Here is a 26,428-nt window from a genome sequence, read left to right on the forward strand (position 1 = left end):
CGTTACGTCGACTCCGAAGAGCTTGGCCAATGCCGCACAGCCCAGGCCCCCAGCCTGGTACTTCCGAACCACTTTGAACCTCACGCTCTCGCTGTACTTCGTCATGAAAAACACCCCAAAGGTTGGATTGGCGTCCAACCTTTGGGGTGCAGTTCAGAAACCGGCGTTTTGCATTCAGCGACGGCGTCTCAGGGCTTGGGCAGGGCGCGGATGTCGGAGGCCGACGGCGTCGGCAGATGTGCCGCGGGCGGCTTGGTGTTCCTGCCGACCGGCGCGGACGACGCGGAAGCGGCCTTCTGCGCCGAACGCACCTGCTGCTCGCCGGCCTTTCTCTGGCGCTCCTGCGCCTTGCGCTGGCGCTCGGCGGCTGCCTCGCGACGCTTGGCGGCGTCGGCCTTGGCTTCGGCATCCAGCTTCGCCTCGCGGCGTTGATGCAACTCAGGATTCGCGCGCGGCGTGCGCGCGGCGGGCAACACGGGCATCGACGCCGGCTGAGCCGCCTCGCGCACCGATTCGGTCTTGCGACGAGCCTCGTCCTGGGCCGCCTCGCGTTCGTTCTTCTCGACCCGCTCCCGCGCGGCGGCGCCGCGCCGCAGGCGCTCCTCGGCGTTGACCTGGTGCTCCGCGTGGTCCAGCGGACGCAGCTGACGGATGCGTTCGTCGCGGGCGTCCTCCAGGCAACCGGTCACGACGAACCGCTGGTTGCACTCGCGCACCTTGGCCTGGTAGGTCTGCTCGATGCGGGCACGGGCGGCGCCGATCTCGGCACGGGTCATCTCCGCGGCGCAGACGGCCGTGGACACGGCGGCGCCCGACAGCGCCATCGGCAGGAGAACAAGGACGGAGCGGAAAGTCATGGCCGTGATCATCGCATCCGGCGACACCCGTTCCGGTGACACGCCGGCCCGTGACTTCCCTACACCCCATTCGGAGGGAGCGACCGGGGCGGCGTCCCACCCGGAGGCGGGAGCTGGCCTCAGGTCAGCCGCGTGTCGACGTCGCGACGCTCCAATTCGAGGTATTCCTTCGACTGCATCTCCTGCAGCCGCGACACCGTGCGGGGGAACTCGTGCGCCAGCGGGCCCTCCGTGTAGAGCTGCTCCGCCGGCACGGCCGCGGAGATGATCAGCTTCACGCGCCGGTCGTACAGCACGTCCACGAGCAGCGTGAAGCGGCGCGCCTCGCTGGCCAGCCGCGGCGGCATCGCCGGCACGTTGGACAGGATGATGGTGTGGAACTGCGTCGCCAGTTCGAGGTAGTCGTTCTGCGAGCGCGGTCCGCCGCAGAGCTCCGCGAAGTCGAACCACACCACGCCGCCGGCGCGGCGGCGGGAACGGATCTCGCGGTGCTCGATGTGCAGCACCGGATCCTCGTCGCGCGCCTCGGCGAGCGATTCGAAGGCCGCCGTCAGCGCCTCTTCCGTCTGCGCGTTCAGCGGGGTGTGATACAGGTCGACGTGCTCCAGCGAGCGTTGCCGGTAGTCGGTGCCGTTGTCGACGTTGATGACTTCCAGGTTCTGCTTCAGCAGCTCGATCGCGGGCAGGATGCGGTCGCGGTGCAGCCCGTTCGGATAGAGCCCGTCGGGATGGAAGTTGGACGTGGTCACGATGGACACGCGATTCTTGAACAGCGCGTCGAGCAGCCGGTACAGGATCATCGCGTCGGTGACGTCGGCGACGTGGAACTCGTCGAAGCAGATCAGCCGGAAGCGCCGCGCGATGCGCTTGCCGAGCTCGTCCAGCGGATCCTGGATGCCCTTGAGCTCCTGCAGCTCGCGGTGGACCTCGCGCATGAACTCGTGAAAGTGGAGCCGGGTCTTGCGCGTCAGCGGCACGGCCTGGAAGAAGCAGTCCATCAGGAAGCTCTTGCCGCGGCCGACGCCGCCGAACATGTACACGCCGCGCGGCAGCGGCGGCCGCACCAGGAACTTGGTCACCGCGTTGGAGCGCCGCGCCTTGTAGTCGGCCCATTCGTCCTGGCAGCGCTGCAGCGAGGCGACGGCGCGCAGTTGCGCCGCGTCGGCGGTGTAGCCGCGCTCGGCGAGGGTCTGGTGATAGAGCTCGGTGACGGTGGTCATGCGGGGATCACGCGGGGGTCATGCGGAAAGGAGAAAGGGGCGACTCTCGCCGCCCCTTCCGTTCATGCGTCCGATGCGCTTCGAGCCGGAGCTCAGAAGTTCAGCGTGCGCTTGTCGATGGCCAGGGCCGCTTCCTTGGTCGCTTCGCTCAGCGACGGGTGCGCGTGGCAGATGCGAGCGATGTCCTCGGCCGAGGCCTTGAACTCCATCGCGACCACGGACTCGGCGATCAGCTCCGAGGCCATCGGGCCGATGATGTGCACGCCCAGGATCTCGTCGGTCTTGGCGTCGGCCAGGAACTTGACGAAGCCGGTCGTGTCGCCCAGCGCGCGGGCGCGGCCGTTGGCCAGGAACGGGAACTGACCCGCCTTGTAGGCCACGCCGTCCGCCTTCAGCTGCTGCTCGGTCTTGCCGACCCACGCGATCTCGGGGCTGGTGTAGATCACCCACGGGATGGTGTTGAAGTTGACGTGACCGTGCTGGCCGGCGATGCGCTCGGCCACGGCAACGCCTTCTTCCTCAGCCTTGTGCGCCAGCATCGGGCCGCGCACGACGTCGCCGATGGCCCAGACGCCCGGGAGGTTGGTCTTGCACTCGTCGTCGACGATGACAGCACCGCGCTCATCGAGCTTCAGGCCCACGGCTTCGGGGTTCAGGCCGATGGTGTTGGCGGTCCGGCCGATCGAGACGATCAGCTTGTCCACCGCCAGCGTCTGCTCGCCGCCCTTGGCGTCGGTGTACTTCACCGTGACGCCGTCCTTGCCGTTCTCGACGGACGTGATCTTCACGCCCAGCTCGATGTTCAGGCCCTGCTTCTTGAAGACCTTGGCCGCTTCCTTGGCGACGGACTCGTCGGCGGCGCCCAGGAAGGCGGGCAGCGCTTCCAGGATCGTCACTTCCGAACCCAGGCGACGCCACACCGAACCCATTTCCAGGCCGATGACGCCGGAGCCGATCACGCCCAGCTTCTTCGGCACGGCCGGGATGCGCAGCGCGCCGTCGTTCGACAGGATGTTGGTCTCGTCGAACGGGGCACCCGGCAGCTGGCGGGCGTTGGAGCCGGTGGCGACGATCACGTGCTTGGCCGTGATGGTCTCTTCAGCCGCGCCGGCGACCTTCAGCTCGTACGCGCCGTCCTTCGCCGCCACGAACGAGCCGCGGCCGTGGAAGAAGGTGACCTTGTTCTTCTTGAACAGGTACTGCACGCCGTCGTTGTTCTGCTTCACGACGGCGTCCTTGCGACCGACCATCTTGGCGATGTCGATCTTCAGGTCGTTCATCGAGATGCCGTGGTCGGCGAAGCCGTGGCCGGCGTGCTCGAAGTGCTCGCTGGACTGCAGGAGGGCCTTGGACGGGATGCAGCCGACGTTGGTGCAGGTGCCGCCCAGGGCGGGACCGCCCTTGTCGTTCTTCCACTCGTCGATGCAGGCCGTGTTGAAGCCCAGTTGCGCCGCGCGGATCGCCGCGATGTAGCCGCCGGGACCGCCGCCGATGACGACGACGTCGAATTGCTTGCTCATGTCGTGATCGTCCTTGGCTTAGATGTCGAACAGCAGGCGCGACGGATCTTCCAGCGCGTCCTTCATCGCGACCAGACCCAGCACGGCTTCGCGGCCGTCGATGATGCGGTGGTCGTAGGACATCGCCAGGTAGTTGATCGGACGGATCACGATCTGGCCGTTCTCGACGACGGCGCGGTCCTTGGTCGCGTGCACGCCCAGGATGGCCGACTGCGGCGGGTTGATGATGGGGGTCGACAGCATCGAGCCGAAGGTGCCGCCGTTGGAGATCGAGAAGGTGCCGCCGGTCATCTCTTCGATGCCGAGCTTGCCTTCCTGGGCCTTCTTGCCGAACTCGGCGATCTTCTTCTCGATGTCGGCGAAGCTCATCTGGTCCGCGTTGCGCAGGATGGGCACGACCAGGCCGCGCGGCGAGCCGACGGCGATGCCGATGTCGAAGTAGCCGTGGTAGACGATGTCGTTGCCGTCGACCGAAGCATTCAGCACCGGATACTTCTTCAGCGCGTGCACGGCGGCCTTCACGAAGAAGCTCATGAAGCCCAGCTTCGTGCCGTGTTCCTTGGTGAAGCTGTCCTGGAACTTCTTGCGCAGCTCCATCACCGGCGCCATGTTCACTTCGTTGAACGTGGTCAGGATGGCGTTGGTCGACTGCGATTGCAGCAGGCGCTCGGCGATGCGGGCGCGCAGGCGGCTCATCGGCACGCGCTGTTCCGGGCGGTCGCCCAGGTTGGCGGCCACCGGGGCGGCGACGGCCTGCAGCGGCGCCTTGGCCGGCGCGGTGGGGGCCTGCACCGGCGCCGCGACTTGTGCAGAGGTGGTGGCCGGCTTGGCGCCGCCATCGATCGCGCCCAGCACGTCGCCCTTGGTCACGCGGCCATCCTTGCCGGTGCCCGGGACGGAGCCGGCGGCCAGGTTGTTGTCGGCCATGATCTTCGCGGCGGCGGGCATCGCGACACCGGCCTTGCTGTCCGACGAGGCGGCGGCAGCGGCCGGAGCGGGTGCCGCGGCGGCGGGCGCCGGAGCAGCAGCGGCAGGAGCGGCAGCGCCGGCCTTGCCTTCGGAGTCGATCTTGGCGATGACCTGGTCCGAGGTCACGGTGCCGCCGTCGGCGACGACCAGCTCGGCCAGCACGCCGGCGGACGGCGCCGGCACTTCGAGCACGACCTTGTCGGTCTCGATCTCGATCAGGATTTCATCGATGGCCACGGCGTCGCCGGGCTTCTTCTTCCACTGGAGCAGGGTCGCTTCGGCGACCGATTCGGACAGCTGGGGGACTTTGACTTCAACGATTGCCATGATGTTTGTTCTCTCGGTTTTTCAGTAAACCGGAGCCTTGCGCCTGCCGGTCGCCGGGGAGCGTGTGCCCGTCCCCGGCGCCGGTGTCATTGCGGCGCGCGGCGTCCGCAATGACTCACTTGGTCAGCACGAAACCCTTCAGCTTGCCGAAGGCCTGCTCCAGCAGCGCCTTCTGCTGTTCCTGGTGCAGGTGGGCGTAGCCGACGGCCGGCGAGGCCGAGGCGGGACGGCCCGCGTAGCCGAGCTTCTGGCCGTCGGCCATGTTCTCGTGGATGTAGTGCTGCACGAAGAACCAGGCGCCCTGGTTCTGCGGCTCGTCCTGGCACCACACGATCTCGGCCAGGTTGGGGTACTTCTTCAGCTCGGCCGCGAACGCCTTGTGCGGGAACGGGTACAGCTGTTCCACGCGGATGATCGCGACGTCCTTCTTGTCGCCGCGGGCCTTGATCAGGTCGTAGGCCACCTTGCCGGAGCAGGCGATCACGCGCTTGACCTTGCCGGCGTCGATCTCGGCGCTGGTCTCCCCGATGACGGTGCGGAACTCACCCTTGGTGAATTCGCTGACCGGCGAGGTGGCGTCCTTGGCGCGCAACAGCGACTTGGGCGTCAGGATGACCAGCGGCTTGCGGAACATGCGCAGCATCTGGCGACGCAGCAGATGGAAGATCTGCGACGCCGTCGTCGGCTGGACGATCTGCATGTTGTTGTCGGCGGCCAGCTGCATGAAGCGCTCCAGGCGGGCCGAGCTGTGCTCCGGGCCCTGGCCTTCATAGCCGTGCGGCAGCATCAGCGTCAGGCCGTTGGAGCGGCCCCACTTCACTTCGCCCGAGGCGATGAACTGGTCGATCACGACCTGCGCGCCGTTCACGAAGTCGCCGAACTGCGCTTCCCAGATGGTCAGCGTGTGCGGATCGGCGGCGGCGTAACCGTATTCGAAGCCCAGCACCGCCTCTTCCGACAGGATCGAGTCGATCACGACGAACGGGGCCTGGCCTTCCGCGACGTTCTGCAGCGGGATGTAGATGCCTTCGTCGAAGCGCTCGCGGTTCTGGTCGTGCAGCACCGCATGGCGGTGGGTGAACGTGCCGCGGCCGCAGTCTTCACCGGACAGGCGGATCGGGTAGCCCGAAGCCACCAGCGAGGCGAAGGCCATGTGCTCGCCCATGCCCCAGTCGACGTTGATGTCGCCGCGACCCATGGCCGCGCGGTCGGCGATGACCTTCTCCACCAGCGTGTGGGCCTTGAAGCCGCCCGGCAGCGTCGTGACCTTCTCGGCCAGGCGCTTCCATTCGGCCACCGGCAGCGCGGTGTCGCAGCTGTCGGTCCACTTCTTGCCGAGGAACGGGGTCCAGTCGGTCGCGTACTTGCTCTTGAAGTTGGTCAGCACCGGGTCGACGGTGTGACGGCCCTCGTCCATCGCGGAACGGAAGGCCTTGACCATGCCGTCCGGACCTTCGGCGTCCAGCACGCCCTGGGCCACCAGCTTGTCGCCGTACAGGCGGCGGGTGCCCGGGTGCTTGGCGATGGTCTTGTACATCAGCGGCTGCGTCAGCGCGGGCGTGTCCTGCTCGTTGTGCCCCAGCTTGCGGAAGCAGACGATGTCGACGACGACGTCCTTCTTGAACTGCTGACGGTATTCCAGCGCCAGCTGCGTGCACAGCACGACCGCTTCCGGATCGTCGCCGTTCACGTGCAGCACCGGGGCCTCGATCATCTTGACGACGTCGGAGCAGTACAGCGTCGAGCGCGTGTCGCGCGGGTCGCTGGTGGTGAAGCCGATCTGGTTGTTGATGACGATGTGGACGGTGCCGCCGGTGTAGTAGCCGCGCGTCTGCGCCAGCGCCAGCGTCTCCATCACCACGCCCTGGCCGGCGAAGGCCGCGTCGCCGTGCACCAGCACGGGCAGCACCTGCTCGCCGGTCTTGTCGCCGCGCCGGTCCATGCGCGCCTTGACCGAGCCCTCGACGACCGGGTTCACGATCTCCAGGTGCGACGGGTTGAAGGCCAGGCTCAGGTGGACGGGGCCGCCGGGGGTGGTCACATCGCTGGAGAAGCCCTGGTGGTACTTCACGTCGCCCGAGGGCAGGTCTTCAGGGGCGGTGTGGTCGAACTCGGCGAACAGGTCCTTGGGCATCTTGCCCAGGGTGTTGACCAGGACGTTCAGGCGGCCGCGGTGGGCCATGCCGATCACGATCTCCTGCACGCCCTTGCTGCCGGCGCTCTTCACCAGCTCGTCCATCGAGACGATGAAGCTCTCGCCGCCTTCCAGCGAGAAACGCTTCTGGCCGACGTACTTCGTGTGCAGGTAGCGCTCCAGGCCTTCGGCGGCCGTCAGGCGCTCCAGGATCTGCTGCTTCTTCTCGGCCGTGTAGGTCGGCTTGCTGCGGATCGCCTCCAGGCGCTCCTGCCACCAGCGCTTCTCGGTCGGCTCGGTGACATGCATGAACTCGGCGCCGACAGAGCCGCAGTAGGTGTCACGCAAGGCCTGCACGATCTCGCGCAGGGTCATGCGCTCGGCCTTGGTGAAATAGGTATTGGTCGCGCTGAACGTGCGGTCCATGTCGGCTTCGGTGAGGCCGTAGGACGAGGGTTCCAGTTCCGCGATCTTGGCGCGCTCGGTGCGCTTCAGGGGGTCCAGGTCCGCCCAGCGCGAGCCCAGCGTGCGATACGCGGCGATCAGCGACTGGACGTGCACCTGCTTGCCGGCCACTTCGAGCTCGGCGGAGGACACCTTGTTGTTGAGTGCGTTGGCCTTGGCGCGTTGCGCGAAGGATTCGACGACGGGGGCGTGAGGGACGTCCCGCTTGTCGCTGCCGTCCACCGCGGGGACGTGCTGCAGCGCGTCGAAGTAGGCGCGCCAGTTGTCGGGCACGGCGCCCGGGTTGTCGAGGTACTGCTCGTACATCTCCTCGACGTAGGGAGCATTGCCCCCGAACAGGTAGGAGTTCGAGCTGTATTGCTGCATCATCTTTCGCTCACCTCTGCCCCGGCTTCCAGGGCTATCGGCTGGTTATGAACCTTCCGCGACACGGCTTGACCGGTTGGCGGATTGCGACCCGCCTTTGCTGTTGCCAGAAAAGGGGTACGGGAAGGACCTGAAGTCACAAGCGCAGGACTGTAGCACCACGCTGGAACCGGCGCTGTTGCGGGTTCGCCCACTTCCTGTGCGCCCTGTCGATGACAGACATCAAGAGAACAGAACCTGACGTCGACGTCAGGGCTCACAAACGTTTGCGAGGCACCAACTCCAAGCAGTAGACTGCGGGTTGGCGTACCGCCCCGAGATTGAATGGCGGACTGCCCGGGACACAGGAGATCCCACATGCAAGTTCGAGTCGTCGACTACCGCGCCGCGGATGCGGCAGAGCAATTCACCCGCTCCCTGCACGAGACAGGCTTCGGCGTCCTGGTGAACCACCCCCTGCCCCAGGAACTGGTCGAGAAGATCTATGCCGACTGGCTCGGCTACTTCAACGGGACCGAGAAGCACGGGCTGGCGTTCTCCAAGGAGACGCAGGACGGCTACTTCTCCACCGAGATCTCGGAGACCGCCAAGGGCCACACGCAGAAGGACATCAAGGAGTACTTCCACATCTACCCGTGGGGAAGGATCCCGGCGCCGCTGAAGGACGACGCGATGCGCTACTACCGCATCGCCAACGACCTGGCGGCGGAGCTGCTGTCGTGGGTGGAGCAGCACACCCCGGCCGACATCGCGAAGAACTATCGCGAGCCGCTGTCCAACATGATCAAGGACAGCCGGCACACGCTGCTGCGCGTGCTGCGGTATCCGCCGCTGACCGGCAACGAGCCGGCCGGCTCGCTGCGCGCCGCGGCGCACGGCGACATCAACCTGCTGACCATCCTGCCGGCGGCGAATGAGCCCGGCCTGCAGGTGCAGGGCAAGGATGGCGCGTGGGTCGACGTGCCGGGCGACTTCGGCATGCTGATCATCAACATCGGCGACATGCTGCAGGAAGCGTCGCAGGGCTACTACCCGTCGACGCAGCACCGCGTGGTCAATCCGACCGGCGACGGCGCGAAGAAGAGCCGCGTCTCGCTGCCGCTGTTCCTGCATCCGCGCGAGGACGTGGTCCTGTCGGACCGCTACACCGCGCATGAGTATCTGGAAGAGCGGCTGCGGGAGCTGGGCGTCAAGACCTGACCCCGGCCCATCCAGCCACAAGGCCCCTTCCCTCCCGGGAAGGGGCTTTCTACTTAAAGGCTCTTCATCGGCACGACGTCCTTGCCCTTGAGCGTGAACACCGTGACGGCGGACGACTTCAGGTCGTGCCTGTCGTCGTAGGCGTATTCGCCGGCCACGCCGGCGTAGCTCGACTTCGCGATGTGCTCGCCGACCTTCTTCGGATCGGTGGACTGCGTCGCCTCGATCGCACCGGCCAGCAGGTAGGCGCCGTCGTAGAAAGACGCGGCGTAGGTCAGCGGATCGCGCTTGAACTCGGCCTTGTACTTGTCGATGAACTGCTTGCCCTTGGCGCTGCGGTCGATCAGCGCGCCGCCCTGCGTGCAGTAGGCGTTCAGGTCGTTCGCGATCTGCGACAGCGTCGCGGTCTCCGACGAGCAGATGCCGTCGCCGCCCAGCAGCGGCGCCGTGATGCCGAGGCCGCGCATCTGGCGCAGCATCGGCCCGCCCTGCGCGGAGTAGCCGCCGTAGAACACCGCGTCCGGCTTGGCCGCCTTCACGGCGGTCAGGATGCTGTTGAAGTCCGTGGCCTTGTCGTTGGTGAACTCCTTGGACACGACCTTGATGCCGAGCTTGGCCGCCTGCGCGGTGAACTCCTGCGCGACGCCCTGGCCGTAGGCGGTGCGGTCGTCGATGACGGCGACCGTCTTCACCTTCAGGTCCTGCGCCGCGTACACGGCCATCTTCGCGCCGAGCTGGTTGTCGGTCGCGCCGATGCGGAACAGGTTGGACTGGTTGGGCTGCTGCGTGATGCGCGGGTTGGAGGCCACCGTCAGCACGATCACGCCGCCGTCCGAGAACACGCGCGAGGCCGGCATGGTCACGCCCGAGTTGTAGGGCCCGAGCACGAACCTGATCTTCTTGTCGACCAGCGCCTGCGCCACCTGCACGCCCTGGCGCGGATCGGCCACGTCGTCGTTGACGTCGAGCTCGAACACCACCGGCTTGCCGCCGACCTTCACGCCCTTGGCATTCAGTTCCTTGATGGCGAGCGCCGCGCCGTCGCGGTTGTCGATGCCGTAACCGGCCTGCGGGCCGGTCACCGGGCTCATGAACCCGATGCGGATGCGCTCCTGCGCATGGGCGCCCAGGGCCGCGAAGCCGGCGGCCAGCACCAGCAGTTTCAGAGAGAACTTCTTCATTTGTCTTCCTCGGTAAGGTCTTCCCCGGTAAGGGAGGGCACGAGTCTACGTAATGGCGCCGTGCGGCGCCCGCGGCGCGGCGAGGTCGCACGACCGTGAAAGCGGCGACGCGGGCCGGTCTACAGTGCGGCATGTCCTCCCGAACAGGCAGCGTCATCTGGATTCATCCGGCAGCGCCACCCAAACCCGCCGTCGGCGCACCGTGCAACGGCTGCGGCGTCTGCTGCCTCGCCGAGCCCTGTCCGCTCGGCATGCTGGTGAGCCTGAAACGCGAAGGCGCCTGCCGCGCGCTGCAGTGGTCGGAGCACGACGGGCAGTATCGATGCGGCATGCTGGTGCATCCGACGCGCTATGTTGGGTTGCCAACATTCAAGCCCGACGGGCTCGTCAACCGCCTGATCCGCCGCTACGCGCGACGCATGATCGCTGCGGGCATCGGCTGCGACGCGGACATCGAACCGACGACGCCCCCCTCGCCTCCCGCACCGTCTCCGGAGAAGCGCTAAGCAACGCCTGCCCCCTCCCGGCATAGCATGGGCCGAGCACCGCCTGATCAGGCTTCATCGGAGTCCATCCATGTCCCGTCTCCCCAGAGCATCCCGGTTCGTGCGCGCCCGCACGGCGCTGTCCCTCTCGATCGCGCTCGGCGCAGCGGCCGTCGCACCCGGCGTATCGGCCGTGCCGCTGCGCTGGGCCGCGCAGAACGACGTGCTGACGCTGGATCCGCACTCGCAGGACCACACGACCACCAGCGCCATCCTGCAGCACGCCTACGAAGGCCTGACCCGCTACAACGAGCAGTGGGAGATCGAGCCCTGCCTGGCCACGAAGTGGACGCAGATCAGCCCGACGCAGGTCCGCTTCGAGCTGCGCAAGGGCGTGAAGTTCCACGACGGCTCGCCGTTCACCGCGGACGACGTGATCTTCAGCTTCGACCGCATCCGCCAGCCGCAGGGCACGATGCAGATCTACGTCACCGGCATCAAGGAGATCAGGAAGATCGACGACTTCACCGTCGACCTGATCCTCGACTCGCCGCAACCCATCCTGCTGCGCAACCTGGTCGACTTCCGGATCATGAGCAAGGTCTGGGCCGAGAAGAACAAGGCGACCCAGATGGCCGACTACAAGGCCAAGGACGAGAACTACGCCAGCCGCCACGTCGACGGCACGGGCCCGTACGAGATCACCTCCTGGCAGCCCGACCAGAAGATCTCGATGGTGATCAACAAGGGCTGGTGGGACAAGAACAAGGGCAACATCACCGAGGTCAGCTACATCCCGATCAAGTCGGATCCGACGCGCGTCGCGGCGCTGACGTCCGGCGACGTGGACCTGCTGACCGAGGTGCCGACGCAGGACGTCGCCGCGGTGAAGGCCGACGCGAAACTCAAGTCGGTCGAAGGGCCCGAGACCCGCACCATCTTCTTCGCGATGGACCTGGGCAGCGATGAGCTGCGCGGCGCCTCGGTCAAGGGCAAGAACCCGTTCAAGGACATGCGCGTGCGCGAGGCGCTGTCCATTGCCATCGACCGCGAGGCGATCAAGCGCAGCATCATGCGCGGCATGTCGGTGCCGGCGTCGCTGATGATCCCGCCCGGCGTCAACGGCTACGACGCCGCGCTGGACAAGCCCGCCAAGCCCGACCTGGGCCGCGCGAAGAAGTTGCTCGCCGACGCCGGGTATCCGAACGGCTTCGAGATCCCGCTGAACTGCCCCAACAACCGCTACGTCAACGACGAGAAGGTCTGCCTGGCCGTCGTCTCGATGTGGAGCAAGATCGGCGTCACCGCGCGACTGACGGCGCAGCCGATGTCGCAACACAGCCAGCTGTTCCAGCGCTTCGAGGCGCCGCTGTACATGCTGGGCTGGGGCGTGTCGACGATGGATGCGCTCTACTCGCTGCAAGCGCTGGCCCGCACCCGCAGCGGCGGCGCGGACGGCAGCTTCAACTTCTCCAAGGTCAGCGATCCGGCGCTCGACAAGCTGATCGACGCCGCCAAGAGCGAGATCGACATCCCCAAGCGCAACGCGCTGCTGCGCGACGCGCTGGTGCGCACGCGCGACCAGTACCTGTTCATCCCCCTGCACCACCAGGTGCGCCCGTGGGCGATGCGCGCCAACCTGCAGACGCTGCACCGATCCAACGACCGGCCGGAGGCGCGGTTCACCACCATCAAGTGATCCCACCCCGGGCAATCCCGTAGACACGCTGGCTCCTCGGGGCCAGCGCTGGCGGCTAGCATCCAGGCGACTTCACGTTTACTTAACGACGCTGCCAAGGGAGCTACCGCTCATGTCGAGGAATCACTCCGGATCGATCCGATCCGCTCGTACCGCTCGTACCGCTCGTACCGCCCTGTGCGTCGCCGCCTTCGCGGCGACGGTCGGGATCGCCCACGCCGCCCCGCTGCGGTGGGCGGCCCAGAACGACGTGCTGACGCTGGATCCGCACTCGCAGAACCACAGCACCACGAACGCGATCACCCAGCACGCCTATGAAGGCCTGACGCGCTACGACCGCCAGTACCAGGTCGAGCCCTCGCTCGCCACCAAGTGGACGCAGGTCAGCCCGACGCAGGTCCGCTTCGAGTTGCGCAAGGGCGTGAAGTTCCACGACGGCTCGCCGTTCACCGCGGACGACGTGGTGTTCTCGTTCCATCGCATCAAGCAGCCCGTGGGCACGATGCATCCGTTCGTGGCCGGCGTCGCCGACATCAGGAAGGTCGACAGCCACACCATCGACGTGATCCTCACGGCGCCGAACCCCATCCTGCTGCGCCAGTTCGTCGACTTCCGCATCATGAGCAAGACCTGGGCGGACAAGAACAAGGCGACCAACCTGCCGGACTTCAAGGCCAAGGAAGAGACCTTCGCCACGCGCAACGCCAACGGCACCGGTCCGTACCGCATCACCGGCTGGCAGCCGGACCAGCGCATCACGATGGTCCAGAACAAGGAGTGGTGGGACGCGAAGAACGCGACCAACGTCGACGAGGTCATCTACACCCCGATCAAGTCGGATCCGACGCGCGTCGCGGCGCTGCTGTCCGGCGACGTGGACCTGCTGTCCGACATCCCGACGCAGGACGTCGGCCGGCTGAAGGCCGATCCCAAGCTCAGCGTCGCCGAAGGCAGCGAGACGCGCACGATCTTCATCGGCATGGACCAGGGCAGCGAGCAGCTCAAGGGCAGCAGCGTGACCGGCAAGAACCCGTTCAAGGACAAGCGCGTGCGCGAGGCGATGTCGCTGGCCATCGACCGCGAGGCGATCAAGCGCGCGACGATGCGCGGCCTGTCGGTGCCGGCCGGCATCATGGTCGCGCCGGGCGTGAACGGCAACGCGCCGGACATCGACGTGCCGACCAAGGTCGACGCCGAGCGTGCGAAGAAGCTGCTCGCCGAGGCCGGCTATCCGAACGGCTTCGACGTGCCGATGAACTGCCCCAACAACCGCTACGTCAACGACGAGGAGATCTGCCTCGCGGTGGTGTCGATGTGGAGCAAGGTCGGCATCAAGGCGCGGCTGCAGACGGAGTCGTTCAGCACGTTCAGCCCGAAGCTTCAGGCGTTCGAGTACCCGTTGTTCCTGTACGGCTGGGGCGTGCCGACCTACGACGCGCTGTACACGATGCAATCGCTGGCGCGCACGCGCGTCGGCGGCGCGGACGGCAGCGGGAACTACTTCCGTCTGAGCGACGCCAAGCTCGACCAGATCATCGACGCGGCGAAGGTCGAAGGTGACGTCGCCAAGCGCAACGCGCTGCTGAAGGAAGGCCTGGTGCGGATCCGCGACGAGGTCTTCTTCATCCCGCTGCACCACCAGGTGCGTCCGTGGGCGATGAAGAAGAGCGTCACGACGCCGCACCGCTCCGACGACAGACCGGAGGCGCGGTTCACCACGATCAAGTGAGGAACACCTGGCGGACCAGCGCCGCCTGCTGCCAGCGATGGATCAGCGGCGAGGCCGTGGCGCCAGCCGCGGTCACCGCGCGGGAGACCTCGCGCAGTCGGGCGCCGTCGGGCAGCAGTGCCTCCAGTTCATCGCGGACGAAGTGCCACGGGCCCTGGTTGCGGGTCTCTTCCTGAGTCCACACGATCTCTTCGATGAGCGGATAGCGCTGGAGCACCGTCGCCAGCGCCTCGCGCGGGAATGGATAGAGCTGCTCGACCCGCACCAGCGCCGTCGCGCCCGCCATCGGGTCTGAAAGCGATCCCGCCATCGCCTGGCGCGCGCTCAGCAGGTCGTAGTGCACCTTGCCGCTGCTCAGCACGACGCGCCTGACCCGCTGGGCCCGCGCCGCGTCGACGGTATCGTCATCCAGCACCGGCACGAAACCTCCGGCCGCGAGCACGCCGATCGGCGTGTGGCTGCGCGGCTCGTTGAGCAGCACCGCCTTCGGCGTCATCACGATCAGCGGCTTGCGCACCGGATCCAGCGCCTGGCGCTGCAGCAGCGCCGCGTACTGGCCCGAGGTCGACGGCATCGCCACGCGCAGGTTGTCCGCGCCGCACAACTGCAGGAGGCGCGCGAGGAAGCCGTTCGAGTGCTCCGGACCCACGCCCTCGTAGCCATGCGGCAGCAGCACGGTCAGCGCGGAGGTGTCGCCCCACTTCTCCTCGCCGGAACTGAGGTACTGGTCCAGGTAGACCTGCGCCCCGTTGACGAAGTCGCCGAACTGCGCCTCCCACACGGTCATCACGTCGCGCGCCTGCACGCTGTGCCCGTACTCGAATCCGAGCACGGCCTCTTCGGCCAGCAGCGAGTTCACGACCTCCAGCCGCGCGCCCTCGCACGCGAAGCGCGACAGCGGCGTCCACGTCGACAGGGCCCCCGACGCCGGGAGGCTTGCGCCGTCGACCGCCCGTCCCTGGTGATGCCATACCGCCTGTCGATGCAGGAAGGTGCCTCGCTGCACGTCGAGCCCGGAGATCCGCACCCCGACACCCGCACGCAGGACCTGCGCCCACGCGAGCGTCTCCGCCGTGCACCAGTCGGCGGGGCGGCGGGCGTCGTCGGCCATGCCACGCCAGCGGCCGGCCTGGTCGCGCAGCAGCGCGTGCGGTTCGAAATCTTCCGGCAATTGCGCCAGCGCTTCCAGGACGTCATGCAGATCGCCGAGGGGCGCGCGCTTCCCGGGCGTCGCCGTCGCGTCGTCCATCATCGGCGCGGCGCTGTCGAGCGGGCTCGCCGGGTCGAAGGCATCGACCTCCGCGGCGATGGCCGCGACTTCGTCGTCGCAAACACGCCGCTCCGCCATCAGACGTTCCGCATACAGCGCCGTCACGCCCGCCTTCGCCGGCATCCGCCGGTACAGCGCCGGACTGGTCAGCTGCGGCACGTCGTGCTCCGAGTGGCCCAGGCGGCGATAGCCGACCAGATCGATCACGACATCGGTGCCGAAGCGCGCCCGGTAGTCGACCGCGAGCCGCGCTGCTCGCAGCACCGCTTCCGGATCGTCGGCATGCACACGCAGCACGGGCGCGTCCACACCGCGCGTCGCGTCGGTGCAGTAGCGCGCCGACGCCGCGTCCATCGGATTCGGCTCGGTGAAGCCCAGCTGGTTGTTGATGACGACGTGGATCACGCCGCCCACCTCGTAGCCCGGCTTCAGGCCAAGCGCCAGCGTCTCCATCACCACGCCCTGCCCCGCGAAGGCGGCGTCGCCGTGCATCACCACGGCCATGCACCGCGCCGGCCGGTCGCCCGCCGCGGTCCGCGCCGCGCGCGCCATGCCGACCACCACCGGATAAACACTCTGCAGGTGCGACGGGTTGCTCGCCAGACGCAGGCGCACCGCGCCGTGCCTGGTCTGCACGCGCGACGTGCCGCCGAGGTGGTACACGAGGTCCCGTTGCCGCTCCGGATGCGCAGGCGCGGGCTCGAAGTAGTCGATCAAGGCGTCGACGGGATGGCCCATCAGATTGGCTAGCACGTTCACACGGCCGCGATGCGGCATGCCCATCATCACCTGGTCGACCCCTCGCGCGGCACCGGCCTCCAGCAGCGTGTCGAGCAGCGGCAGCAACGCTTCATTGCCTTCCAGCGAGAAGCGCTTGCCGTGCGGGAAACGCTTCGCCAGATATCGCTCCCAGCCCTCGACGCGCGCGAGCCGACGCAGCAGCGCACGCGCTGCATCGCCGGACAGCGGTCCGTCTTCCGATTCGAAGCGCGCGATCCACCAGGCGCGGCGGGACTCGTCGCGCACCGCGCTCAGGTCAAGCGCCAACGCGCCGCAGTACAGGGCGCTGAGGCGCCGTTGGAGCGCCCCCGCTTCGGTGGCACCGAAGACCGTATCGCCGTCATGGGCGACGGCATCCGCTGCCGTCAGACCGAAGCGCTGCAGGTCGAAGGCATCGGCGACGCCATCGACGCCGTTGCCCCCGCCGTCGGCGTTGACGCCATCGCGTGGCACGACCGGCGCGCCGACCAGCGGATCAAGTCGCGCGTGGCGATGCCCGTGTTGACGGAACGCGTCGATCAGCGCGGCGATGCCGGGCCGCAGACGCGGTGACGGAGACGCGGATGAGGCCGGCGAGGCGCCCGCGTCCGACGGATCGGTGTCGCGATCGAAGCGGCAGCGGAGCGCCCAGGCGTGGCGCCCGAACGAGGTGTTCACAGACATGTCGACTCCCTTGACGTTGACTGACGTGGCTCGGATGAGCCCTGCTCGTCACGCCTCGCGGGCGACCCCCGGCGCTCTGCGGCGCCTGTGCCGATCCCTTCCGGCCTTCGCGGGCCGGCGATCGATCGACGGTCGGATCCTCCCGGGCTGCGTGACCTCCGGCTCTGCGGCCGGTTCCGTCTCCCGTCCCCTCCAACCTGAGCGACGGCTTGCGGCCGCCGCTCGCGGGTTCAAGACCGGCTCACGACGTCTCCGAGACGTCGCGCCCGCCTCGCGGCCTCACAGCGCGAAGGCGCGGACCGCGTCGTTGAGCTGATGCGCCTGCGCCTGCAGGGCCCGCGCCGCGGCGGTGCTCTGCTCGACCATGGCCGCGTTCTTCTGCGTCGAGTCGTCCATCTGCACGACCGCCGCGTTGACCTGCTCGATGCCCGCGCTCTGCTCGCGGCTGGACGCGCTGATCTCGGTCACGATGTGGCTCACGTGCCGGATGCTGCCCACAACCTGCTGCATCGTCTGTCCGGCCTGCTCGACCATGCGGCCGCCGGCCTCGACCTGCGACACCGAGTCGTCGATCAGCCGCTTGATCTCCTTGGCCGCTGTCGCGCTGCGCTGCGCCAGGCTGCGCACCTCCGACGCGACCACCGCGAAGCCGCGGCCCTGCTCGCCCGCGCGTGCCGCCTCGACCGCCGCGTTCAGCGCCAGGATGTTGGTCTGGAACGCGATGCCGTCGATGACGCCGATGATCTCGACGATGCGGCGCGAGGCCGCGGAGATCGAACTCATGGTCTCCACCACATTCCCCACCACCTCGCCGCCCTGCGTGGCGATGCCGGACGCCGACGACGCGGAACGGTCGGCCTCGCCGGCGTTGTCGGCGCTCATGCGCACCGACGCCGTGAGCTGCTCCATCGCCGAGGCGGTTTCCTCCAGGGCCGCGGCCTGCTGCTCGGTGCGTGCCGCCAGGTCCTGGTTGCCCTGCGCGACCTCCGCCGCCGCGTTGGCGATCGTGTCCGCGCCGGTGCGGACCTCGGTCACGATGCGGTGCAGGTTCTCCACCATGTTCTGCAGGGCGGACATCAGCCGCGCCACCTCATCCTTGCCGTTGGCGCGGATGCGGTAGGTCAGGTCGCCGGCGGCGACGCGCTCCGCGAGCTCGATGGCGCCCTCGATCGGCTGCGTGATCGAGCGCGTGATGAAGAACGCGGTCGCCACCCCCATCAGCAGCGCCAGCGCCGACGCGACGATCATGTCGAGCTTGGCGCCCTGCGAACGCTCGTTGGCCTCGGCCACGTCCGCGGCCATGCGCGCGGCCTGGAAGTCGACCATCTTGTCGATCAGCGCGTAGTAGCGCGCCTGCGGGCCGGCCATCTGGTCCTGGTAGACCGCCATCGCGCCGTCACGGTCGCCGGCCGCCAGCAGGTCGAAGATCCTGCGCACCAGCGCGCCGTAGTCCTTGCGCGCCGCCGACTGCTCCGCGAAGAGCTGCTTGCTCTCCTCGTCGGCCAGCATCTTCTCGAGCTTGGCGAGGTTCTCCGAATTGGCCTGGCGGATGCCGGCGTACTCGTCCATGTACTTCTTGGTCGCCTCGGGTGTGCCCGCCAGCAGCAGCCGTCCGATGGTGATCGCGCCGCGGTCCCCCACGCTCTTGACCTGCGTGGTCAGCGCGATCAGCGCGTAGCGGTCCTCGACCACCCGCCCCATGGTCGCGTTGACCCCGTCGATGACGCGGATCCCCACCCCCAGGATCACCAGCAGCAGGATGAAGACGACCGCGAATGCCGCGGCAAGACGTGACCCGATCCGGACGTCGGCCAATTTCATTTGTGAGCTCTCCCTGACGACGAAATGCCCCCATGAAACCACCGCTTACATTTCAGGTCTATCGACTTCAGCAATGCGAAAGTAGCAATCACGTTGTGAAATTCATTAGCCGTGAAGTTTTCAACGGATAGGGCCGAGGAGCTGGCTCAGAGGTGGTCGATTAGCAATCCACCGGGGCCGCCAATCGCGCACAACGGGCGCTGTGCGGCGCTTCTCCACCCCCTGTTGAGGGGATATTCCCCGCCAAAGCGTGAACGGGCTCACAACCGGACGGAGTACGGCGGGGGAGATTCGAAATGAATGAGGGAAACCAAGAACAGGACAAGGCAGAAACGACAACGCCCCGCCAGGCGGGGCGTCGGGGATGGCGCGGAGGGCGCCGTCGCCGGTCGTCAGGCCAGTGCGAGACGCTCCCGCGCCGCCTGGTATTCGCGACCGAAGCGGGCCACGAGTTCGCCGGCGGGCAGCACCTCGCGGATCGCACCGATGCCCTGGCCGCTGCCCCAGACATCCTTCCACGCCTTGGCGCCCGTGCCGCCGAAGTTCATCTTCGTGGGGTCGCTCTCGGGCAGGTTCTCAGGATCGAGGCCGGCCTTGATGATCGAACCCTTCAGGTAGTTGCCGTGCACCCCGGTGAACAGGTTGCTGTAGACGATGTCGTCGCTGTTGCTCTCGACGATCATCTGCTTGTAGTCGTCGGAGGCGCGCGCCTCCTCGGTCGCGATGAAGGCCGAGCCGATGTACGCGAGGTCCGCGCCCATCGCCCGCGCGGCGAGGATCGCGTCGCCGCTGGCCATGGATCCCGACAGCGCCAGCGGGCCGTCGAACCACTCGCGGATCTCCTGGATCAACGCGAAGGGGCTCTTCACGCCGGCATGGCCGCCCGCGCCCGCCGCCACGGCGATCAGGCCGTCGGCGCCCTTCTCGATCGCCTTCTTCGCGAACCTGTTGTTGATGATGTCGTGCAGCACGATGCCGCCCCAGCCGTGCACGGCGGCGTTGACGTCCTCGCGCGCGCCCAGCGAGGTGATCACGATGGGCACCTTGTACTTGGCGCACAGGGCCATGTCGTGATCGAGCCGGTCGTTGCTCTTGTGCACGATCTGGTTGATCGCGAACGGCGCGGCCGGCGACTCGGGATGCGCGCGGTCATGCGCGGCCAGCGTCTCGGTGATCTCAGCGAGCCAGTCGTCGAGCAGCTCGGCCGGGCGCGCGTTGAGCGACGGCATCGAACCGACGATGCCGGCCTTGCATTGCGCGATCACCAGCTTCGGATTGCTGATGATGAACAGCGGCGAGCCGATGACCGGCAGGCGCAGCTTGTTGAACAGCGGGGGAAGTGCCACCTCGGAATCTCCTCGGGTCAAGTCGACGGATCGATGCCGTCCATGGTGACCCCCGCACCCGCGATGACGCGTCGCGCAGGGGACGTTGCAGTCAGCTCATCAAGCGTCAGAACGCGTCGATCGGCAGCGCCATCACGCTGTCCGCGCCGTTCACGACCGCGTCGCGCTGAGCGGCGCAGCGGGGCAGGATGTGCTCGGCGTAGAAGCGCGCGGTGACGATCTTGGCGTCCATGAAGGCGACGTCCTCGCCGGTGGCCTTCAACTCCTGCGCGGCGAGCAGCGAGCGCGCCAGCTGCCAGCCCGCCATCAGGTTGCCGCCGACCATCAGGTACGGCACCGAGCCGGCGAAGGCCGCGTTCGGATTGGCCTTGCCGTTGGCCGCGACGAAGTCGACGACCTCGACGAAAGCCGCGCGGGCCGCCGCCAGTTGGGTGCGCACCGCCAGCGCATCGGCGCTGCCGTTCGCGGCCAGCGCGCCTTCGGTCTCCTCGACCTGCGCCGCCACGCCGCGCGCGAACGCGCCGCCGTCGCGCACCGTCTTCCGGCCGACCAGGTCGTTGGCCTGGATCGCCGTCGTGCCCTCGTAGATCGGCAGGATGCGCGCGTCGCGGTAGTACTGCGCCGCGCCGGTCTCCTCGATGAAGCCCATGCCGCCGTGCACCTGCACGCCCAGCGAGGTGACCTCCAGGCTCATCTCGGTGCTGTAGCCCTTGATCAGCGGCACCATGAATTCGTAGAAGGCCTGCGCCTGCTGGCGGGTCTCGGCGTCCTGGTGGTGATGGGCCATGTCATACGCCGCAGCGGCGTCGATCGCCATCGCGCGGCAGCCTTCGACCAGCGCGCGCTGCGTCATCAGCATGCGACGCACGTCGGGGTGGTGGATGATCGCCGCGGCATCCTTCGACGAGCCGTCGACCGGACGCGATTGCACGCGGTCCTTTGCGTACTCGACCGCCTTCTGATAGGCGCGGTCCGCCACCGCGATCCCCTGCACGCCGACGCCGAAGCGCGCCGCGTTCATCATGATGAACATGTACTCGAGGCCCCGATTTTCCTCGCCGATCAGCGTGCCGATGGCGCCGCCGTGATCGCCGAACTGGAGCACCGCCGTCGGGCTCGCCTTGATGCCGAGCTTGTGTTCGATCGACACGCAATGCGCATCATTGCGCGCGCCCAGCGAGCCGTCGGCGTTCACCAGGAACTTCGAGACCAGGAACAGGCTGATGCCCTTCACGCCTTCCGGCGCGCCCGGCACGCGGGCGAGGACGAGGTGGACGATGTTGTCCGCCATGTCGTGCTCACCCCAGGTGATGAAGATCTTGGTGCCGAAGACCTTGTAGGTGCCGTCGCCTTGCGGCTCGGCGCGGGTGCGCACCATCGCCAGGTCCGAACCGGCCTGCGGCTCGGTCAGGTTCATCGTGCCGGTCCACTCACCGGAGATCAACTTCGGAATGAAGGTCTGCTTCTGCTCTTCAGAGCCGGCCACCAGCAGCGCCTCGATCGCGCCGTCGGTCAGCAGCGGGCACAGCGCGAAGCTGACGTTGGCCGCCTGCACGATCTCGCCGCAGGCCGCGCCAATCGTCTTGGGCAAGGCCTGACCCCCATAGGCCTCCGGATGCTGCAACCCCTGCCAGCCGCCCTCGGCGTACTGCTTGAACGCCGCCTTGAAGCCCGGCGTGGCGAAGACCTCGCCGTTCTTCCAATACGACGGGTTCTTGTCGCCTTCGACGTTCAGCGGCGCGACCACGTCCTCGTTCAGCCTGGCCGATTCCTCGAGCACCGCCTGCGCGGTGTCCAGGCCGTGGTCGGCGAACGCGGGGATCTGCTCGGCGATCGTTTGCAGACCGGCCAGGGCCTGCATGTTGAACAGCATGTCCTTGATCGGGGCGCGGTAGGTCATGGGGCTTGTCTCCGGATGAAAAAAGGGCGCCGCGCGTCGTCGGCGGGCGCCCTTGGTCTTGTCGGCGACCGTGCGATGCGGTCGCGATGCTCAGCGATCGATCAGAGCGCCTTGACGAGTTCGGGAACTGCCGTGAACAGGTCGGCTTCCAGGCCGTAGTCGGCCACCGAGAAGATCGGCGCTTCCGGATCCTTGTTGATCGCGACGATCACCTTGGAGTCCTTCATGCCGGCCAGATGCTGGATCGCGCCGGAGATGCCCGCGGCGATGTACAGCTGCGGCGCGACGATCTTGCCGGTCTGACCGACCTGCCAGTCGTTGGGCGCGTAACCGGCGTCCACCGCGGCGCGCGAAGCGCCCAGCGCGGCGTTCAGCTTGTCGGCCAGCGGGGTCAGCACTTCGTTGAACTTGTCGCTGCTGCCCAGCGCGCGGCCGCCGGACACGATGATCTTCGCGGCGGTCAGCTCGGGGCGGTCGCTCTTCGTGACCTCACGGCCGACGAAGCTGCTCTTGCCGCTGTCGGCCACGCCGGACAGCGTTTCGACCGCTGCGCTGCCGCCTTCGGCCGCGGAGTCGAAACCCGTCGTGCGCACGGTGATCACCTTGACGGCGTCCGTCGACTGCACGGTCGCGATCGCGTTGCCGGCGTAGATCGGGCGCTCGAAGGTGTCGGGGCCGACGACCTTGGTGATGTCGCTCACCTGCCCGACGTCCAGCAGCGCGGCGACGCGCGGCGCGACGTTCTTGCCGGCGGCGGTCGCCGGGAACAGCAGGTGCGAGTAGTCCTTGGCGATGGCGATCACCTGGGCGGCGACGTTCTCGGCCAGGCCGTCGGCGAACTGCGCGCCGTCGGCGTGCAGGACCTTGGCGACGCCCGAGATCTTCGCGGCGGACGCGGCGGCGGCGCCGGCGTTCGAGCCGACGACCAGCACGTGCACGTCACCGCCGATGGCGGCGGCGGCGGTGACGACGTGGTGGGTGGCGCCCTTCAGCGAGGCGTTGTCGTGTTCAGCGATGACGAGGATGGTCATGTCTTGGCTCCGGTTCTTGTTCTGGACTTAGATGACCTTGGCCTCGGTCTTCAGCTTCGTCACGAGGGTCGCGACGTCCGGCACCTTGATGCCGGCGCTGCGCTTGGGCGGCTCGGCGACCGACAGCGTCTTGATGCGCGGCGACACGTCCACGCCCAGGTCTGCGGGCTTGACCACGTCGAGCTGCTTCTTCTTCGCCTTCATGATGTTGGGCAGCGTCACGTAACGCGGCTCGTTCAGGCGCAGGTCGGTCGTCACGACCGCGGGCAGCGTCAGGCTGACCGTTTCCAGGCCGCCGTCGACTTCACGCGTCACGGCGACCTTGCCGTCGGAGACTTCCACCTTCGACGCGAACGTGCCTTGCGGCAGGCCCGTCAGCGCGGCCAGCATCTGGCCGGTCTGGTTGCAATCGTCGTCGATGGCCTGCTTGCCCAGGATCACCAGCTGCGGCTGTTCCTTGTCCACCAGCGCCTTCAGCAGCTTGGCCACCGCCAGCGGCTGCAGTTCGAGGTCGGCGGCCGTCTCCACCAGGATCGCGCGGTCGGCGCCGATCGCCATCGCGGTGCGCAGGGTTTCCTGGCACTGGGTGACGCCGCAGGAGACGGCGATCACCTCGGTGACCACGCCCTTCTCCTTCAGGCGGACGGCCTCCTCGACGGCGATCTCGTCGAAGGGGTTCATGGACATCTTCACGTTGGCGATGTCCACGCCGGTCCCGTCACTCTTGACGCGTACCTTGACGTTGTAATCGACGACTCGTTTGACGGGGACCAATACCTTCATCGAAGCACTCCAAGCGGATTGACGTTAACGTTAATCAGATTCTATGGGAGCAGCGTCGCCTAGTCGCTGGCTCGAAAATAAAACGAACGATCGTTCTATTCTAGCCATAGCGTCGCCGCTGCCAAGCGGTTCACGGCAGGAATGAGGGATTCCTCTAGACTGCGCTCCCGACACACCGCTCCGCCCCCTCACGACCACGACCGCGAGTTCCGTGCCTTTCCTGCCCTCCCCCGAAAGCGCGCCGGCGATCTCCGACGCGCGCCGCCCCACCCCCGATACCCGCGTCCCCTGCATCGGGGTCTTCGATTCCGGCGTCGGCGGGCTGACCGTGCTGAAGGCGCTGCGCGAGCAATTGCCCGAGGTACCGCTGCATTACGTCGCCGACACCTCGCACGCACCCTATGGCGACCGCAGCGGCGAGTACATCGTCGAGCGCAGCGTGCGCGTGGCCGAGCGCCTGCGCGAGGTCGGCGCGCGCATGGCGGTGGTGGCCTGCAACACGGCGACGGCGCATGCCGTGCAGGCGATGCGCGAGCGCTGGCCCGACTGGCCCGTCGTGGGCATCGAGCCAGGCGTGAAACCCGCCGTGGCCGCGACGCGCAACGGCCGCATCGGCGTGATGGCGACGACCGCGACGATCGCGAGCCGGCGTTTCGAGCAACTCGTCGCCGCGCACGCGAGCGATGTCGAACTGATCAGCCAGCCCTGCCCCGGACTGGTCACGCTGATCGAGCAAGGCGATCTTCGCAGCGCCGCACTCGGCGATCTGATCGAGCGCTTCTGCGCGCCGCTGAGGGATCGCGGTGTCGACACGGTGCTGCTCGGCTGCACCCACTATCCGCTGGTGCAGGCGCGCATCCAGGCCGCGCTCGGTGACGGCGTGCGACTGCTCAACATCGAGGACGCCGTGGCACGGCAGGCGAAGCGGGTGTGGGAGGGACTCGACCTCGCTGCGTCGGGGCCCCAGGCGATCGTGCTCGAAAGCACCGGCGACCCGGCGCCACTGCAGCACCTGGCGCGCGAGGCGCTCGGCTGGCGCGACGCGACGGCGACACGCATCGCCGCCTGAACACGCGGGACCACCGTCGGCGACCGGTTTCAGATCAGCGCGCGCGCCAGTCCTCGTGCCATGTCGACGCGTCTCAGCAACCAGTAGCCCAGGATGAAGAAGACACCGGTCGCCAGGATGGCGAGCCGGTGATTGCCGGCCGTCAGCACCGTGACCGCGCCATAGGTGAGCGGACCGATGATCGCGGCGAGACGCGTGGCGAAGGTCCACAGGCCGAAGAACTCGGCCAGGCGGTCGTGGGGCGCGAGCGCGCCTGCCAGCGCGCGGCCGCAGGACTGGCTGGAGCCCATGCACAGGCCCGCGATCACCGCGGCGATCCAGAACAGCCACGCGCTCGTCGCGAGGAACGCCAGCAGCGTCATGACCATCCAGCCGACCAGCGTGATCGCGAGGGCGGGTTGGTGGCCGATGCGGTCTTCGTAGTAGCCGAAGAGGAAGGCGCCGACGGCGGAGGCGATGTTCACGAGGAATACCAGCGTCATCGTCTGCGCCTGCGAGAAGCCGAGCGCCTGTTCAGCGTAGACCGCCGCGAGCGCGATGACGACGGCGATGCCGGCCTGGTAGCTGGTTCCGCAGGCGAGCAGACGCAGGAAGTCGGGGTAGGCGCGGGCGCGCTGCCAGGACGTCCACAGCTGGGAAAGACCTGACCCCATCCGAGCAGCGCGGCGCGTGGCGCAAGGGTCGGCGCGTTCGCGCAGCAGCAGGAAGGTCGGCAACGCGGCGAGCAGGTACAGGCCGGCGGTGATCAGCATCGTGACCGGCACGAAGTGGTCGGCGGACTCGCCGCGCGCCTGCGCGCTCAGCACATAGCCCAGGCACAGACCGAGCGCGAGCATCCCGCCCAGATAACCGAAGGCCCAGCCCCAGCCCGACACGCGCCCGAGCGCGTCGCGACGCGCGAGTTCCGGCAGGAATGCCGCGATCAGCGATTCGCCATACGAGAAGAAGACGTTGGAGAGCACGACCGCCGCGGCCGCCCACCACAGCTGGTCGACCCCGAACACCGCCAGCGCGGCGGTCGACAGCACGCAGCCCAGCGTGCAGATGCCAAGCAGCTTCTTCTTCGCCCCGTGCGCATCGGCCCAGGCGCCCAGACCCGGCATGGTCACCATCACGAGGAAGCTGGAGACGGCGATCAGCACCGTCCAGAGCAGGGTCGCCGACGGCTGGCCCCGGGCAATGACGCCGACGAAGTACGCGTTGTAGACGGCGGTCAGGACGACGGTGGTGTAGCCCGAGTTGGCGAAGTCGTACATCGACCAGCCGAAGACTTCGCGCTTGCGAACGCCCGGGTTCAACAGTTCCTGCACAAACATGCCCATGCGCTGCGGTCTCTGGAAGCCGGTTGCGTGGTGCCTCGAACGGGACTCGAACCCGTACGCCGGTTGAGGGCGGCGGATTTTAAGTCCGCTGTGTCTACCAATTTCACCATCGAGGCGCGACGACTCCGCATCGATTCCATGTCGGAGTGAGCGCGCATTATCACGGCCACCGACAAAGAAAAAAGGGAAGCCGCATGGGCTTCCCTTTGGAGAATTTGGAGCGGGAAACGAGGCTCGAACTCGCGACCTCAACCTTGGCAAGGTTGCGCTCTACCAACTGAGCTATTCCCG

The 26,428-nt window shown here is 67.7% G+C and carries 18 protein-coding genes and 1 tRNA gene; 5 read left to right on the forward strand and 14 right to left on the reverse strand.

Annotation, left to right across the window (positions count from 1 at the left end; translation table 11 throughout):
• Positions 1–188: 188 nt before the first annotated feature.
• The 5 genes from PV762_RS15190 to PV762_RS15210 all read right to left on the reverse strand — a co-directional run bounded on the left by PV762_RS15190 (position 189) and on the right by PV762_RS15210 (position 7,861).
• Positions 189–857 carry a hypothetical protein gene (locus PV762_RS15190; protein ID WP_421035855.1) on the reverse strand — a complete coding sequence of 223 codons (669 nt, stop codon included), beginning with the start codon at positions 855–857 and terminating at the stop codon, positions 189–191.
• A 119-nt stretch (positions 858–976) separates the two neighbouring features.
• Entirely contained in the window at positions 977–2,077 is a 1,101-nt protein-coding gene (gene zapE, locus PV762_RS15195; RefSeq protein ID WP_421035856.1) for a cell division protein ZapE, read from the reverse strand.
• A 92-nt stretch (positions 2,078–2,169) separates the two neighbouring features.
• Complete coding sequence (gene lpdA / locus PV762_RS15200) at positions 2,170–3,597, reverse strand: dihydrolipoyl dehydrogenase (protein ID WP_421035857.1); 1,428 nt, start codon at positions 3,595–3,597, stop codon at positions 2,170–2,172.
• A gap of 18 nt (positions 3,598–3,615) precedes the next feature.
• Positions 3,616–4,893, reverse strand: coding sequence for a 2-oxoglutarate dehydrogenase complex dihydrolipoyllysine-residue succinyltransferase (gene odhB, locus PV762_RS15205; protein ID WP_421035858.1), 1,278 nt, complete (start codon positions 4,891–4,893; stop codon positions 3,616–3,618).
• A 115-nt stretch (positions 4,894–5,008) separates the two neighbouring features.
• Positions 5,009–7,861: a 2-oxoglutarate dehydrogenase E1 component gene (locus PV762_RS15210; RefSeq protein ID WP_421035859.1), complete on the reverse strand. Its 2,853-nt coding sequence runs from the start codon at positions 7,859–7,861 to the stop codon at positions 5,009–5,011.
• Between the two features lie 354 nt (positions 7,862–8,215).
• Between PV762_RS15210 and PV762_RS15215 the strand changes: the two genes are divergently transcribed.
• Positions 8,216–9,058, forward strand: coding sequence for a 2OG-Fe(II) oxygenase family protein (locus tag PV762_RS15215; RefSeq protein ID WP_421035860.1), 843 nt, complete (start codon positions 8,216–8,218; stop codon positions 9,056–9,058).
• A 53-nt stretch (positions 9,059–9,111) separates the two neighbouring features.
• On the opposite strand, the gene PV762_RS15220 is transcribed toward PV762_RS15215, so the two are convergent.
• Positions 9,112–10,239, reverse strand: coding sequence for a branched-chain amino acid ABC transporter substrate-binding protein (locus tag PV762_RS15220; RefSeq protein WP_421035861.1), 1,128 nt, complete (start codon positions 10,237–10,239; stop codon positions 9,112–9,114).
• Positions 10,240–10,370: 131 nt separating this feature from the next.
• Here PV762_RS15220 and PV762_RS15225 point away from each other — a divergent pair, with 131 nt between their 5' ends.
• The 3 genes from PV762_RS15225 (at position 10,371) to PV762_RS15235 (ending at position 14,152) form a co-directional block, all read left to right on the forward strand.
• A complete protein-coding gene (locus PV762_RS15225) occupies positions 10,371–10,745 on the forward strand; it encodes a hypothetical protein (RefSeq protein ID WP_421035862.1) in 375 nt (124 codons plus the stop codon).
• A gap of 70 nt (positions 10,746–10,815) precedes the next feature.
• Complete coding sequence (locus PV762_RS15230) at positions 10,816–12,423, forward strand: ABC transporter substrate-binding protein (RefSeq protein ID WP_421035863.1); 1,608 nt, start codon at positions 10,816–10,818, stop codon at positions 12,421–12,423.
• A 112-nt stretch (positions 12,424–12,535) separates the two neighbouring features.
• The gene (locus tag PV762_RS15235) at positions 12,536–14,152 is read left to right on the forward strand and encodes an ABC transporter substrate-binding protein (RefSeq protein WP_421035864.1); all 1,617 of its coding nucleotides are present in this window, start codon (positions 12,536–12,538) and stop codon (positions 14,150–14,152) included.
• On the opposite strand, the gene PV762_RS15240 is transcribed toward PV762_RS15235, so the two are convergent.
• From PV762_RS15240 to PV762_RS15265, 6 genes are all read right to left on the reverse strand, one after another.
• On the reverse strand, positions 14,145–16,865 hold the full coding sequence (locus PV762_RS15240; RefSeq protein WP_421035865.1) for a 2-oxoglutarate dehydrogenase E1 component: 2,721 nt from the start codon (positions 16,863–16,865) through the stop codon (positions 14,145–14,147). The two genes, PV762_RS15235 and PV762_RS15240, sit on opposite strands and share 8 nt — an antisense overlap.
• Positions 16,866–17,144: 279 nt before the next feature.
• The gene (locus PV762_RS15245) at positions 17,145–18,686 is read right to left on the reverse strand and encodes a methyl-accepting chemotaxis protein (RefSeq protein WP_421035866.1); all 1,542 of its coding nucleotides are present in this window, start codon (positions 18,684–18,686) and stop codon (positions 17,145–17,147) included.
• A gap of 392 nt (positions 18,687–19,078) precedes the next feature.
• Positions 19,079–20,032 (reverse strand): NAD(P)H-dependent flavin oxidoreductase, encoded by a 954-nt coding sequence (locus tag PV762_RS15250; RefSeq protein WP_421035867.1) that lies wholly within the window; start codon positions 20,030–20,032, stop codon positions 19,079–19,081.
• Between the two features lie 106 nt (positions 20,033–20,138).
• Positions 20,139–21,932: an acyl-CoA dehydrogenase gene (locus PV762_RS15255; protein WP_421035868.1), complete on the reverse strand. Its 1,794-nt coding sequence runs from the start codon at positions 21,930–21,932 to the stop codon at positions 20,139–20,141.
• Positions 21,933–22,033: 101 nt separating this feature from the next.
• Positions 22,034–22,963 (reverse strand): electron transfer flavoprotein subunit alpha/FixB family protein, encoded by a 930-nt coding sequence (locus tag PV762_RS15260; protein WP_421035869.1) that lies wholly within the window; start codon positions 22,961–22,963, stop codon positions 22,034–22,036.
• A gap of 27 nt (positions 22,964–22,990) precedes the next feature.
• A complete protein-coding gene (locus PV762_RS15265) occupies positions 22,991–23,746 on the reverse strand; it encodes an electron transfer flavoprotein subunit beta/FixA family protein (protein WP_421035870.1) in 756 nt (251 codons plus the stop codon).
• 211 nt (positions 23,747–23,957) lie between these two features.
• Between PV762_RS15265 and murI the strand changes: the two genes are divergently transcribed.
• Positions 23,958–24,815, forward strand: a complete 858-nt coding sequence (gene murI, locus PV762_RS15270; RefSeq protein ID WP_421035871.1) for a glutamate racemase — start codon at positions 23,958–23,960, stop codon at positions 24,813–24,815.
• 29 nt (positions 24,816–24,844) lie between these two features.
• On the opposite strand, the gene PV762_RS15275 is transcribed toward murI, so the two are convergent.
• Both PV762_RS15275 and PV762_RS15280 read right to left on the reverse strand, forming a co-directional pair.
• Entirely contained in the window at positions 24,845–26,137 is a 1,293-nt protein-coding gene (locus PV762_RS15275; RefSeq protein ID WP_421035872.1) for an MFS transporter, read from the reverse strand.
• Between the two features lie 28 nt (positions 26,138–26,165).
• Positions 26,166–26,253, reverse strand: a tRNA-Leu gene (locus tag PV762_RS15280).
• Positions 26,254–26,428 lie beyond the last annotated feature (175 nt).

The organism is Mitsuaria sp. CC2 (assembly GCF_048957715.1).
GTDB lineage: Bacteria > Pseudomonadota > Gammaproteobacteria > Burkholderiales > Burkholderiaceae_C > Roseateles.

What these genes read in the sequence shown, in the direction of transcription:
- PV762_RS15190 (WP_421035855.1), bottom strand. Translation starts at nt 857, where the DNA reads ATGACTTTCCGCTCCGTCCTTGTTCTCCTGCCGATGGCGCTGTCGGGC.
- zapE (WP_421035856.1), bottom strand. Translation starts at nt 2,077, where the DNA reads ATGACCACCGTCACCGAGCTCTATCACCAGACCCTCGCCGAGCGCGGC.
- lpdA (WP_421035857.1), bottom strand. Translation starts at nt 3,597, where the DNA reads ATGAGCAAGCAATTCGACGTCGTCGTCATCGGCGGCGGTCCCGGCGGC.
- odhB (WP_421035858.1), bottom strand. Translation starts at nt 4,893, where the DNA reads ATGGCAATCGTTGAAGTCAAAGTCCCCCAGCTGTCCGAATCGGTCGCC.
- PV762_RS15210 (WP_421035859.1), bottom strand. Translation starts at nt 7,861, where the DNA reads ATGATGCAGCAATACAGCTCGAACTCCTACCTGTTCGGGGGCAATGCT.
- PV762_RS15215 (WP_421035860.1), top strand. Translation starts at nt 8,216, where the DNA reads ATGCAAGTTCGAGTCGTCGACTACCGCGCCGCGGATGCGGCAGAGCAA.
- PV762_RS15220 (WP_421035861.1), bottom strand. Translation starts at nt 10,239, where the DNA reads ATGAAGAAGTTCTCTCTGAAACTGCTGGTGCTGGCCGCCGGCTTCGCG.
- PV762_RS15225 (WP_421035862.1), top strand. Translation starts at nt 10,371, where the DNA reads ATGTCCTCCCGAACAGGCAGCGTCATCTGGATTCATCCGGCAGCGCCA.
- PV762_RS15230 (WP_421035863.1), top strand. Translation starts at nt 10,816, where the DNA reads ATGTCCCGTCTCCCCAGAGCATCCCGGTTCGTGCGCGCCCGCACGGCG.
- PV762_RS15235 (WP_421035864.1), top strand. Translation starts at nt 12,536, where the DNA reads ATGTCGAGGAATCACTCCGGATCGATCCGATCCGCTCGTACCGCTCGT.
- PV762_RS15240 (WP_421035865.1), bottom strand. Translation starts at nt 16,865, where the DNA reads ATGTCTGTGAACACCTCGTTCGGGCGCCACGCCTGGGCGCTCCGCTGC.
- PV762_RS15245 (WP_421035866.1), bottom strand. Translation starts at nt 18,686, where the DNA reads ATGAAATTGGCCGACGTCCGGATCGGGTCACGTCTTGCCGCGGCATTC.
- PV762_RS15255 (WP_421035868.1), bottom strand. Translation starts at nt 21,932, where the DNA reads ATGACCTACCGCGCCCCGATCAAGGACATGCTGTTCAACATGCAGGCC.
- PV762_RS15260 (WP_421035869.1), bottom strand. Translation starts at nt 22,963, where the DNA reads ATGACCATCCTCGTCATCGCTGAACACGACAACGCCTCGCTGAAGGGC.
- PV762_RS15265 (WP_421035870.1), bottom strand. Translation starts at nt 23,746, where the DNA reads ATGAAGGTATTGGTCCCCGTCAAACGAGTCGTCGATTACAACGTCAAG.
- PV762_RS15275 (WP_421035872.1), bottom strand. Translation starts at nt 26,137, where the DNA reads ATGGGCATGTTTGTGCAGGAACTGTTGAACCCGGGCGTTCGCAAGCGC.